The organism is Corynebacterium tuberculostearicum (assembly GCF_016894265.1).
GTDB classification, from domain to species: domain Bacteria; phylum Actinomycetota; class Actinomycetes; order Mycobacteriales; family Mycobacteriaceae; genus Corynebacterium; species Corynebacterium tuberculostearicum_D.
In genome coordinates, this window is sequence record NZ_CP069791.1 from 723,267 (window position 1) to 735,979 (window position 12,713).

Sequence of the window (12,713 nt, forward strand, 5' to 3'; positions counted from 1 at the left end):
ATTAAATCCCCGATGAGGGGGAGGAAGGAGCCCTCGTGGGCCTGGACCGCAATCTCAACGCCGCGGAATTGCACGCGACACGAAACCGGGTGAGCGTGTCTCCGGATCTCATCCGCCGCTTGGGCGGTGCGCTGGGATATCACGCAATCGAGGCTTTTGGCTCAGAGGCGCAGACGGAATTGAGCAAGGTTTTTGATTTGGGAGACATCATCGATTTGATGCTGCTGAGCCAGCTGCCGGAGATGGAGGTCGCGCCGGGTGTGGAGCAGCAGGTAGAGGGGGACGTCGCTAAGCAGCTGCTGCGGCGCATCAGCGCGGGTGATTATCTGACGCGGCAGCAGGTGCACGACCGCCTGCCGCGGGCGACGGTGATGTTGTATCGCATGGGGCATCCGCGCCTGTGGGCCTTTGCCGCCCGCCAGCGCCTGCCCCAGGATGCGGAAAGAGCCGTGCCGGATTCCTTCCACCGTGATATCACCGGCCCGTACACCACTCCGGAGGAAGCGTGGCTGGGCATGTACGTGGCCGATGCCACGCGGCTAGGGGAGCTAAACACCCAGGTAGATGGTGCCGGGTTGGACGAAGACAGGCAGCAGCGCCTGCGTCTGGGCATGAGCTTGGCCGATACCTACCGTCAAGTCTGGAGTTCCGCGCGCGGCCATTGGCGCGTCAGCCCCCAGACGCGCTATATCGTGCCTTCGCGCTTTGGCTACTGCCCCTTTGTCTTCCGCGTGGCCGAGGGCGGGTGGCGCCGCGATTCCTTCGAGGGGAGCCACGATCGCTTCATGGCCACGGAGGGCTATTGGATCGACGTGGAGCGCGAACGGCTCATTCACCTCGGCGCGCCAGACCCGCACGATGCATGGCTGCCTACGGCGCGGGTCGCGGCCGAAGCACCGACGGAAGAGGACCTGGCCGTCGCCCGGGTGCTCAGCGGGAAAATCATTGCCCTCGGCGCCGGCCAGAAAAATATTACGATTCGCCTGCGCCAGAAGAACCGCACATTGAACTTTGACTAGGGCGGGCAGGTATTCTCGCAGGCATGGAGAATCTCAACGGACGCACCCTTTTCGTCGCCGCTGTGGACGCGGAAGCCGCCCACATTCCGGAAGGCGAACCCCTGCTCATCACCGGAATCGGTACGGTTCCGGCGGCCATTGCGCTGACGGAAGCTCTTGCCGACGCCCGCGCTAACGGCGCCCTCCCCGACCGCGTCGTCAATATCGGTACTGCCGGCGCGCTTGTCGACGGCATGGCTGGCGTCTTCGAAGTCAATAAGGTCACCAAGTATGACTTCAAGCTCGAAGTGCTTACCGATATCAATCGCTATCTGCTGCCAGAGGCCATCGAGCTCGAGACCTCCGGCCGCCTGCCGGTGCGCGGACTGGCCACGGGCGACATGTTTGTCTCCGATACCGCCCTGCGCACCGAGCTAGCCAAGAAATCGCAGCTGTGCGACATGGAAGGCTATTCCATCGCCGCCGTATGCCAGCGCTTCGACGTGCCCTGCACCCTGCTTAAGCAGGTGTCCGATTCCGCCAATGAGGAGTCCAAGGGCACCTGGGCCAACGTCCTTGACCGCGGTGCGCGCCAGCTCGCCTCGGCAGCTACGGACCTAGGCTTTCTGCGCTAAAAACTAAAAGCGCGCCGGCGGAGGGCCGGCGCGCTGCTAGTGGTGGCTGAGTCTTAGCTCAGCGGGCTCATGGACTGGTAGAGCTGCTCTACCTTGTCGCGTGGGGTCTTGGGGTGTTCGTAGGCGACGTCGCTGAAGTCTTCAGGGTCGTCCTTGGAGCCGGTGATGATGTCTATATCGGAGGGCTCGACTTCGCCGGAGCGCAGCGCGGCCATCTCGGCGTGGTAGCGCACAACAACAGCGATGGTTGCGGCCACGGGGACGGCGAGGAAGGCGCCGACGATGCCGGCCAGGGTAGAGCCGACGGTGACGGAGAGCAGGACAACGGCCGCGTGCAGGCCCATGGCCTTGGACTGCAGCATCGGCTGGAGGACATTGCCTTCCACCTGCTGGACGATGATGATAAGTGCGAGCGCCAGCAGCGCGTTGGTCAGGCCATTGGAGACCAGCGCGATGATGACGGCGAGGGCGCCAGCGGTGACCGCACCGATGATCGGGATGAAGCTGGCGAAGAACGTCACCACAGCGATGACGAGCGCAAGCGGAACTTGCAGAACCCACAGGCCAAGGCCAATGAGGATAGCGTCCACCATGGCCACGGCGGCCTGCGCTTGAATGAAGCCCGACAAGGTCTTCCAGATGCGCGCGCCGAGCTCGGTAACGTGCCAGCCGGTGGAGTTGCCGGTGTACTTGCGCAGCCACGGCAGGAATTTGTCGCCGTCTTTAATGATGAAGAAGGTGACAAAGAGCATGATCAGCGCGGCCACGACGATGGAGCTGGCCATCGAGAAACCAGAGATAACGCCGGTGGCGATAGTGGAGGCTTGGCCCTTGGCAAACTTGACCACGTCCTGGAGCACGGACTGTAGCTGGTCACTTTGGATATCGATGGGGGACTTTTCCACCATCTCCGTCAGCTGGTTGATGCCGTCTTCAGCCTGATTAATGAGCGTTTGGCTCTGACTAGTGACTACTGGCGCCATGGCGGCAAAGACGCCGCAGAAGACAATGATGAGGCCGAGCAGCGTGCTCACCGCCGCGAGCGAGCGCGGAAATCCCTTACTGCGCAGCCACGCGCTGATGGGGTAGAGCACCGTGGAAACGAGGATGGCGAGCAAGACCGGCAGCAGGCCTACCCAAATGAACTTGAGCAGGTAGCCGGCCAGCGCTAGGCCGGCGACGATAAGGATAAAGACCACCGAGACCTTGGCCATGGTGCGGAAGTCCTTGGCCAGGACGGCGGATTTATCGTCGCGCTCGGCAGGGTGCTCGCTGGCAGCCTCTGCACCAAGGTGCGCGTCATCATAAGCGACGAGGGTATGCGAATCTTCCTCGCCCGGCTTTTGGATTTGTGTTGCGTTACCTTTTTCCTGCGCAGACGGGCGCTTGGCCTCGTCGCGGGAAGACGAATTATGTGACGTAGACATTGTCTACCACTATGCCACACAAAACTCGCAGCGCATATACGAAAAAGGAGGTAGCGGCCCACGGGCGGGGCGCTACCTCCCTTCAGTACCTTTAACGCGTCTGCTGACGCGGCCGGGGATTACTCGTCACGCAGGTTACCTACGTTGCGGATAATGCCGAAGCGGTGCATGGTAACCGAAACTGCCTGCTCAAGCAGGTAAGGCATGAGCTCACGGCGGCCGTCGGCAAGCACAGGCTGGTCCAGCACCACGGAGTTGGAGCGCACCGCGGCCTCGTAGGTGGAATCCGGCACGGTGCCCAGAGCGCGCACGCGGGAGGAGGCGTCATTGGCCACGTCGGTAGCAAAAGCCTCGTCGGTGATGGCCTTGACGTCGAAGCCGAGGTCCTGCAGCTGGGTGGCAACCTCCGGGGTAGCGGAAATCTCCGTTGCAGTACCGGTGATGGCGGCGGCCAGCACCTGACGAGCAACCTCGCGCAGTTCGTAGCCTTCGCCCACGCGCACGCGCAGCTTGGTCAGCAGTGGACGGTAGCGGAAGATATTGGCCTCAGAAACCAAACCGGTGCGGTCGTGGTTGCGGCCAAACTCTTCCTGCCACGCCACCTGGTCCAGTTCAGCGGCGCGCCACAGCCAGGTGATGTCGTCCTCGGTGAGCCTGCCAGAGAGGTTATCGCGCAGGCGGTGCAGCGCGGCGAGGCTGGCTGGGGCGATATCCACGTTGCGCGGCTTGAGCTCGCCATCGGCCCACTCACCCATTTGCGCCACGTAGTTCGGGCCGCCAGCCTTGGCGCCCGGTCCCATGACGGACTTCTTCCACCCGCCGAAGGACTGGCGCTGGACAATCGCGCCGGTGATGCCGCGGTTGACGTAGGCATTGCCCACCTCAACGTTGTCGATCCAGTACTCAATCTCGGCGTCGTCAAGCGAGTGAATGCCGCCAGTCAAGCCATAGCCGGTGGCGTTTTGCCAGGCAATAGCCTCCTCCAAGGTATCGGCGTACATGATGCCGAGGATGGGGCCGAAGCACTCATTCTTGTGGTACCAGGAACCCGGCTGCACATTATCGCGAATGCCCGGGGACCACAGGGTCCCTTCCTGGTTGAGCTTTTTCGGCTTGAGCAGCCACTTCTCACCCGGCTCGAGCTGGGTCAAACCGCGCAGTAGCTTCTCGCTCGGCTCTTCCGCAAGGCCATTCATGGTGGTGGTGATATCGAAGCCCGGGCCTGGCTTAAGGGTCTTGACGGCATCAAGCAGCTGGGTGCGCAGGCGCTCGGACTTGCCAGCCGCGCCGACGAAGATAACCAGGGAGGCCGCCGAGCACTTCTGACCGGAGTGGCCAAAGGCAGAGTTGTAGAGATCATCGATGGCCAGATCCGGGTCTGCGGCTGGGGTAATGATGAGCGCATTCTTGCCGGAAGTCTCCGCCATAATGTTCATCTTCGGCTTCCAAGAACGGAAGAGCGCGCCGGTATCGGAGGCGCCGGTGAGGATGACATTGTTCACGTCATCGTGGGAGAGCAGGGCCTTTCCGGCCTCGGCTTCATCAGTCAGCACCAGCTGCACCAGATCCGGATCCAAGCCCTGTGCCTCGAGGGCGGTGCGGAAGGACTCCACCACGAGCTTGCCGCAGTGAACCACCTGCGGTGCAGGCTTGACGATGACCGCCGAGCCCGCCGCCAAAGATGCCGCAATGCCGCCGGTGGGGATGGCAATGGGGAAGTTCCACGGTGGGGTTACCACGGTGACGGTGTGCGGGGTGAACTCGGAGTAGGACTCTTCCAGCAGGCGCGCGGACTGGCCGTAGTAGGTGCAGAAGTCAATCGCCTCAGAAACCTCAGGGTCGGTCTGGGTAACAGTCTTATTAGCCTCATACGCAGCCACGGAGATGAACTTGCCGCGCTGGGACGCAATCTGATCTGCCACGGCCTCCAGTGCGGCGGCGCGCTCGGCGGCAGGGCGCTTGCCCCACTCGGTGCCGAGCTCCTTGGCGCGGGCGATGTGGCTTTCTACCGCGGCTGGGTCGGTGACCTCTGCGATACCGTGCTCGCCCGGGTTGCTCTTGAGCGCTTCCTGCGCCCACTGGCGGTTCGGGGCGAGAGCTGGGTCAGTATCGGCCTCGTTGGTAAAGCGGCCGGTGCGCGGTGCCTGGCGGCCGTCCTCCTCAAGGCGGTTCTGGGTGCGACGGGCACCAGCGAAGGTCTCCCAGCGCTTGGCGACGGCCCGACGGAACGTCTCTTCCTGGTCCGCCAACGGCTCCTCGCCCGGGGCGAAGAGGGCGTAGAGGAAGTTCTGCGGCGCGGAGTTCTCCTCCAAGCGGCGTACCAGGTAGGACACGGCGACGTCGAAGTCTTCTGCGTGGACAACCGGGGTGTAGAGGATTTGGCGGCCGTCAAAGACCTTGCGCACCGCTGCCTGCTGCGCTGGGGACATGCCCTGCAGCATCTCCGAATCCATCATGTGCAGCACGCCGCGCTTCTTGCCGAGTTCATAGGCCATTGCCGCGGTGTAGAGGTTGTGGGTTGCTACACCGATGCGGACGCTATCGGCGTACTCGTCGCGCAGGATGAAATCCAATAGGCGGTAGTAGTTTGCGTCCACGTCGAGCTTGTTGGTGTAGGTAGCCAGCGGCCAATCGTGAACCTCGCCCTGCACGCTTTCCATGGACAGGTTCGCGCCCTTTACAATGCGCACCTTGACCTTGCCGCCGCCCTTAGCCACGCGCTCCTTGGCAAAATCGGCGACATCCTTGAGCGCATCGAAGGTATCTGGCAGGTAAGCCTGCAGCACGATGCCGGCATCCAGGGTGAGGAATTCCGGCTCACTGAGCAGCTCCTTGAACAGGCGGATGGTCAGGTGGAGATCGTGGTACTCCTCCATGTCCATGTTGATAAAGACCTTTTCGGTACGGTCTGCTGCAGCCTGGTACAGCGGACGCAGGCGCTCCTTAAGGCGCTCTACCGAGCCATCGATATCCCAAGGGTTGAGTTGGGCCACCATGGAAGAAGCCTTAACCGATACGTAGGTCACGCGGGGGTTTTGGATGAGCTTGAGGGTACGCTCCGCGCGGGACTTCGCCTCTTCCTCACCAAGTACGGCCTCACCCAGCAGGTTGAGGTTAAGCTGCTCACCGGATTCGGCGGCCTTGTCCAGGATCTTGTTGAGGGCATCAGACTCGGCGTCCAGAACGAGGTGGCCAACCATCTTGCGCATGTACAGGCGGGCTATCGGCATGACCAGGTTCGGCAGGATGGGGCCGAAGAAACCGCCGGCGCCAACGAGCGCACCATTGATGCTGCCCAGGAACGACGGGTCATAGTGGGAAGAAATATCCTTCAGCGCGTGCGCGGCAACCTTGTCATCTTCTGGACGCATGACGCGGTCGACGAAGTCCATGGTGAACTTCACGCCGTCCTCATCGCGCAGCAGGTCCGCGAGCTGTTCGGTGGCCTTATCTTCTTCGTCCGCAGTGGACTTCAACCAGTCGTGTGCGCGGCTGATAGCTGCGGGCAAGACTGCTTCCACATCATCAGAGATGGGCATGCGGGTATTGGCAGGAGAAGTCATATGGTTCTACCTCTTCTTCAAACGGGTCACATCCCCGAAGCCGCAAGAAGTATTCGTGCCGGACAGTGGGCTGCCGGGCGATACGGGCGGCTGGGACGTAAGCGGTGAGCTATGGGGTGCTGCAGGGGGCAGTCGGGTGAGGAGCGAACACGCGGGTGCGCGCGACGCAATGTGAGGGTCGCAGGGATTCGATGTGAAGTGCGATGTTCAGCGGGCCATTATGCGGGCCGAGTGCGGACGGGAGGCCTATCGCTGCTGCGACGAACGCGCGCCAGGTTGGTGTTCAACACTCACCTGCTTTCTATGACGTGACTGTGTGTGGCTAGAGGAAAACACGAGCGCTATAGCGCTCTGACGTGCGGCAACCCTGCAGGTTCAGGTTCCAATTGTTGCCTGGGGAATACTATGAACTTTTGTGTTGCCGCAATTATAGGAAAGCGGTAAACGTGATGCTAGTCTCCTTTCGAAAACGGTAAGCGGGGGTAGAAAAACAAAAAATAAACCCCAGCATGTGGGGTTTAGAGGGGGTATTGACTCATCCGGGGGTAGTCTACCCCCGGATTGTCCAACAATCGGGGTCTAAGAGCCGTAGCCGGCCTTGAGCGCCTTCACTGCTAGCTCGAGGCGGGACTTGGCGTGGAATTCACTGAGCAGGGTGGACACATACTTCTTCACCGTGCCCGGTGCATAATGCGTGCTCTTGGCAATCTCTTCGTTGGACTTTCCTTGGCAGACCAAGTCCAGGACCTGCTCTAGCGCAGGGGAGATGTGGTGATTGTCCTTGATCTTCGCGGTTGCGGCTGCCGCATTGGCGCCTGCTCCCTCAGCGTTCCAATTAGGAAGCTGCTCAAACAAGCGGGTAAGCGACTGCGGGGTGACAACCGTGCCGCCGCGCACGGCCTCGCGCACGGTATCCAAAATGTAGACCGGCTTGGAGCTTTTCAAAATATAGGCCGCAGCTTTATTGGACATGACCTCTTTGAGGGTCTCGTCATTGTCCATCGCGGTCATTGCAACAAAGACCGGCGGGTCTTCCAGCTTGTTGACCTCACGCAAGAGGGTAGTGCCATCCATCTCGGGCATATGGATGTCCGCGACAATGACGTCAAAGTCCTGCTCTTGCAAAAGCTCGAGGGCGACCTTGCCATTTTCTGCGGTGGCGCGCACCTTCATGTCCTCAGCCGAGGCGAAGTAGCGCCCCAAGGCTTCAAGGACAAGTGGGTCGTCATCGACGACCAAGAGGGATGTTTTTACTTCACGCACCATGGGGAGGGGCAACCGAAAGCGAGCTCGACTGCAGACTTGTATTCGGTGGTGGCTGGGAGATCGCCCGGGGTAAGGCCACCCAAGAGGGAGGAGGACAGTATGAGTGGAGTGAGAAGACTTGCGAGTGCGGCCTGCATTAAGGCGCTCCTTTTGTGAAAGTTTGAATAGGCAGAAACAAACGAAAGCTTAGTGTATGAATTAAGCCTTTGCTATACATCGTGGTGGAACTAACGCCGCTTATGGGCACTGGGCGGCAGAGATAAGATCAATTCCCATTTCCCTGATTCCAACTCTGTGTCTAATCGTGCGTCAATCGTGGCTGCAATCCGGTTCATGGAGGACATGCCTATACCCGAGGACATTTCAATGTTCTTGCTTGTTGGTTTAGCTACGGGGTTAGTGATGGTAATGACCGTCCAGCCCATATGGGGTTGAACGGAAATTACAATCTCTGCCCCCGGTGGAGAATACTTCACCGCGTTTAGGCAGGCTTCTGTGGTGATGGCTGCAATGGAATCGAGAATGGCTTGCGGGAATTCCGGTGCAAACTCTTCCCCTGTGACCTCAACAACGGGTGATCGATTGAGGCGGGAAAGGCGTTCTTCTTCTTCCGAAATGAGCTGGGCAAAGCTCGTTGGCTTTGTGGTTGTACCAAAACTCATGCCGTCGTTAATCCCATCGATATTATTTCGCAGGACCTTGGTTAGTGCCCGTACTTCCGACATGGAAGAACGCATGGAATCGCTGAGCTCATCGAGTTTCTTCGCTAGCTCTGGCTGTTTGGAATATTCGAGGCTCAGGGCCTCTAGCTGCATGGTATTTACCGTGAGGTTAGAAACAACCGAATTGTGCAAGGTTTCTGCGAGGTCGGATTGGCGGCGCTTCACGTCGTCGTTCCATTCCACCATTGCATTTTTGTAGCGTCGAGCGGAGTGTGCGAGAGTAGCGCCAATCACTGCGCCGACTCCGATAAACATGGCCCAAGTAAAGGCCGAGGCGGGGTTAAAAACTAAACTACCGGCCTCTGGATCGAATTGGCCTACGATCCACAGGATCAAACCAACACCGAGAGTTTGAGCATGTCTTTCGTGAAAAGCCACCACTGCCAGGAAGACAGGGGTAAGGAAGACGCAGGTTAGGTAAGGCGCTTCTGCCGTTATGGTTGCCCCGAGCCATACCAATACGAAAAGTGCCGCCATAGCGAGCGGCAGTCGAAAGGCGAAAACGGTGATTGTACTCAGAGCAAGACCGACGACCGCGGCAATCAACTGATACTCAGTGGGCGTGAAGAATGCGCCAAGTAATGTCAGCGCCACGCAGATCACCGCAGTTAAAGCGGCTGTTCGCTGCAGGGTCATGGCCGCGCGGATGCGTTGGTGAAGGGGCGGCTGTGAAGGTTTCGACACGGTGCGGTCCACGCTTCCTGGATGCTAAGGCTCAATGGGTTTTATCTCCCTAGTGTAAGTACAGCGAACGTGAAACAGCGATTGAAAACAGCGAAACCCCCGCACCTTCGTGCGCGGTTCCTTGTGGTGGGTTCCGAGCGGAGGAAGAAGGTGAGGGGGTTTAGCTGGTCTTCATGAAGGAGTACAGAAAGCTAATTACTTAGCTTCTGCAGCAGCCTCTGCGTCATCCTTGGAGGACAGGCCCTCGAATACGGAGGACAGGCCCTCGGAGTCGGTGTTGGACTCGGAGGAAGCGTCGATGAGGCCCTTGATGCCCTTAACGAGTGCTTCCCAGTCGATGGCGGAGCTGAGGTCTGCGAGGGTATCGAACATATACATTCCTTTCGGATCGGCGGAGTAAAACTACAATCTCTCTCTGGGGTAGCAGCTCTTAACTGCTGTGATTCCTAGTATGCGGTAGCGGGGGCGGACTGCCAATCCTCTTTTGGATCCTTTCTGAGGTGACTTTTGGATCCTCTTAGGGTTATTTAAGGATCCCCGTTTGGGTATGGGGCAGTGTTGGGTGAAGGGGGTGATTGTGCGGAGGGTAGGGGGTGGGCGTCGGCAAGAGCGGCTCTGAGCTGCATAAAGGCGAGGTTTACAAGAAAAGTTGAGTCGCGGGGAATAACTTTTGTAGGTTACTCGTTGTAGAGATTGAGTGACACAGGCTCAAGGTTGTGTGACCGGACGTAGAAGTTCTGTTACAGTAGCGCTCGGACGCAACGAGAAGTTGAGTCACTGACAGTCAACTTTATTAATTACCCCAAGATAAAAGGAGAAGAAATCATGGGACGCGCAGTAGGTATTGACCTTGGTACGACGAACTCCGTCGTTTCCGTACTGGAAGGTGGCGAGTCCACCGTTATCGCTAACTCCGAGGGCTCTCGCACCACGCCTTCCGTCGTTGCTTTTGCAAAGAACGGCGAAATCCTAGTCGGTCAGTCCGCTAAGAACCAGGCGGTAACCAATGTTGACCGCACCATTCGCTCCGTCAAGCGCCACATCGGCACCGACTGGAAGATCAACATTGATGATAAGGATTACACCTCCCAGGAGATTTCCGCTCGCACGCTGATGAAGCTGAAGCGCGACGCAGAAGCTTACCTCGGCGAGGATGTTACTGACGCCGTTATTACCGTTCCTGCATACTTCGAGGACGCACAGCGTCAGGCCACCAAGGAAGCTGGCCAGATTGCAGGCCTGAACGTGCTCCGTATCGTTAACGAGCCAACCGCAGCTGCTTTGGCTTATGGCCTGGAAAAGGGCGAGCAGGAGCAGACCATCCTGGTATTCGACCTGGGTGGCGGCACCTTCGACGTCTCCTTGCTGGAAATCGGCGATGGCGTCGTTGAGGTTATGGCCACCGCCGGCGATAACGAGCTGGGTGGCGATGACTGGGATCAGCGCATCGTCGACTGGCTGGTAGACCGCTTCAAGACCTCCCAGGGCGTTGACCTGACCAAGGATAAGCGCGCCGTGCAGCGTCTGCGCGAGGCTGCAGAGAAGGCCAAGATTGAGCTGTCCTCCTCCCAGCAGGCCAACATCAACCTGCCGTACATCACCGTTGACTCCGACAAGAACCCGCTGTTCTTGGATGAGACCCTGACCCGCACCGAGTTCCAGAAGATCACCCAGGATCTGCTGGACCGCACCAAGGCTCCGTTCAACCAGGTCATTAAGGACGCTGACCTTTCCGTCGGCGATATCGACCACGTTGTTCTCGTTGGCGGTTCCACCCGTATGCCAGCCGTATCTGACCTGGTTAAGGAACTGACCGGCAAGGATGCCAACAAGGGCGTTAACCCGGACGAGGTTGTTGCAGTCGGCGCTGCCCTGCAGGCAGGCGTGCTGCGCGGTGAGGTTAAGGACGTGCTGCTTCTCGACGTCACCCCGCTGTCCCTCGGCATTGAGACCAAGGGTGGCGTGATGACCAAGCTCATCGAGCGCAACACCACCATCCCGACCAAGAAGTCCGAGACCTTCACCACCGCGGAAGACAACCAGCCTTCCGTACAGATTCAGGTCTTCCAGGGCGAGCGCGAGATGGCTACCGCCAACAAGCTGCTCGGCTCCTTCGAGCTCGGCGGAATTGCTCCGGCACCGCGCGGTGTTCCGCAGATTGAGGTCACCTTCGATATCGATGCCAATGGCATCGTCCACGTGACCGCAAAGGACAAGGGCACCGGCAAGGAAAACACCATCAAGATTCAGGATGGTTCCGGCCTGTCCCAGGAAGAGATCGACCGCATGGTCAAGGATGCTGAGCAGCACGCTGAAGAGGACAAGAAGCGCCGCGAGGAGCAGGAGCTGCGCAATAACGCAGAGTCCACCTCCTACCAGACCCGCAAGTTCTTGGATGACAACGCTGACAAGGTATCCGAGGACGTTAAGACCAAGGTCACCGAGGCTGCTGACGCCGTTGATGAGGCTCTGAAGGGCGATGACCTCGAGGCCATCAAGTCCGCAGTGGAGAAGTTGTCCACCGAATCCCAGGAGATGGGCAAGCAGATCTACGAGGCGCAGGCTGCTGAGGCCGGCGCTGAGGGCGCTGCCGATGCTGGTGCTGCGCAGGGTGACCCGAACGTCGTCGACGCTGAGGTCGTTGACGAGGACGAGAACAAGGATGGCAATAAGTAATGACTCAGGACAGCGGAATGCCGCACAACCCAGGCGACCCGGAAAACACGGATCCGGAGGCTACCTCGGCTGACCGCGCTGAGGCTGCTGCCGAGCAGGCCGAGGAGGCCCAGGCTGCGCAGGAAGCGCAGGCTGACGCCTCCGAAGAAGCCGAGCTGGATCCCACCCTCGATGCTGACCTCGAAGAAGCGCTGGCAGATGTCAACGCTGATGAGGTAGAAGCCGAAGCAGCGGGCGAAGAGCCCGCAGGCACCGGCGCCAGCGATGTGGAAGCACAGTTGGCAGAACGCACAGAAGACCTGCAGCGTCTGAATGCGGAATACACCAACTACCGCCGCCGCACCGAGCGCGACCGCCAGGTCGTAATCGAGACCGCCAAGGCCAAGGTCATCGCAGATATGCTGCCTGTCCTTGATGACCTGGAACTGGCTCGTGAACACGGCGACTTGGAAGGCCCGCTCAAGGCGTTTGCGGATAAGCTCCACAGCACGCTGGAAAAGCACGACCTTGCTGCCTTCGGTGAGGAAGGCGATGCCTTCGACCCTGAGGTCCACGAAGCCGTGCAGGACTTGTCCTCCGGCGATGAGCAGGTGCTTGGCACCGTGCTGCGCAAGGGCTACCGCGTGGGCGACAGGCTCGTACGCAATGCCATGGTCATCATCGCGGACCCCAGCGATGAGTCCGGCAGCTCGGAAGAATCCGAGTAAATAACATAAAGGGCGCCCTGGGAATTGACTAGTGA

General features: G+C 59.6%; 10 protein-coding genes. 4 read left to right on the forward strand and 6 right to left on the reverse strand.

The genetic code is table 11. From position 1 onward, the window contains the following. Window positions 1-35 precede the first annotated feature (35 nt). A complete protein-coding gene (locus tag I6J28_RS03625; protein WP_204610847.1) occupies window positions 36-1,019 on the forward strand; it encodes a hypothetical protein in 984 nt (327 codons plus the stop codon). Window positions 1,020-1,042: 23 nt separating this feature from the next. Beyond that, complete coding sequence (locus I6J28_RS03630; protein WP_204610849.1) at window positions 1,043-1,633, forward strand: nucleosidase; 591 nt, start codon at window positions 1,043-1,045, stop codon at window positions 1,631-1,633. Between the two features lie 53 nt (window positions 1,634-1,686). On the opposite strand, the gene I6J28_RS03635 is transcribed toward I6J28_RS03630, so the two are convergent. The 6 genes from I6J28_RS03635 to I6J28_RS03660 all read right to left on the reverse strand — a co-directional run bounded on the left by I6J28_RS03635 (window position 1,687) and on the right by I6J28_RS03660 (window position 9,667). Then, window positions 1,687-3,060 (reverse strand): AI-2E family transporter, encoded by a 1,374-nt coding sequence (locus tag I6J28_RS03635; RefSeq protein ID WP_204610851.1) that lies wholly within the window; start codon window positions 3,058-3,060, stop codon window positions 1,687-1,689. Window positions 3,061-3,179: 119 nt separating this feature from the next. Next, window positions 3,180-6,623: a bifunctional proline dehydrogenase/L-glutamate gamma-semialdehyde dehydrogenase gene (locus tag I6J28_RS03640; RefSeq protein ID WP_204610853.1), complete on the reverse strand. Its 3,444-nt coding sequence runs from the start codon at window positions 6,621-6,623 to the stop codon at window positions 3,180-3,182. A gap of 579 nt (window positions 6,624-7,202) precedes the next feature. Continuing rightward, complete coding sequence (locus I6J28_RS03645; RefSeq protein ID WP_204610855.1) at window positions 7,203-7,889, reverse strand: response regulator transcription factor; 687 nt, start codon at window positions 7,887-7,889, stop codon at window positions 7,203-7,205. Beyond that, complete coding sequence (locus I6J28_RS03650; protein ID WP_204610857.1) at window positions 7,874-8,026, reverse strand: hypothetical protein; 153 nt, start codon at window positions 8,024-8,026, stop codon at window positions 7,874-7,876. The genes I6J28_RS03645 and I6J28_RS03650 overlap by 16 nt, the downstream gene beginning before the upstream one ends. Window positions 8,027-8,116: 90 nt before the next feature. Next, window positions 8,117-9,307 carry a sensor histidine kinase gene (locus I6J28_RS03655; RefSeq protein ID WP_239454653.1) on the reverse strand — a complete coding sequence of 397 codons (1,191 nt, stop codon included), beginning with the start codon at window positions 9,305-9,307 and terminating at the stop codon, window positions 8,117-8,119. 183 nt (window positions 9,308-9,490) lie between these two features. Next, a complete protein-coding gene (locus I6J28_RS03660; protein WP_204610859.1) occupies window positions 9,491-9,667 on the reverse strand; it encodes a hypothetical protein in 177 nt (58 codons plus the stop codon). Window positions 9,668-10,120: 453 nt separating this feature from the next. Here I6J28_RS03660 and dnaK point away from each other — a divergent pair, with 453 nt between their 5' ends. After that, complete coding sequence (gene dnaK, locus I6J28_RS03665) at window positions 10,121-11,971, forward strand: molecular chaperone DnaK (RefSeq protein ID WP_005325523.1); 1,851 nt, start codon at window positions 10,121-10,123, stop codon at window positions 11,969-11,971. Further along, window positions 11,971-12,678 carry a nucleotide exchange factor GrpE gene (grpE, locus tag I6J28_RS03670; RefSeq protein WP_204610860.1) on the forward strand — a complete coding sequence of 236 codons (708 nt, stop codon included), beginning with the start codon at window positions 11,971-11,973 and terminating at the stop codon, window positions 12,676-12,678. Before dnaK ends, grpE begins: the two co-directional genes overlap by 1 nt. The last annotated feature ends 35 nt before the right edge of the window (window positions 12,679-12,713 follow it).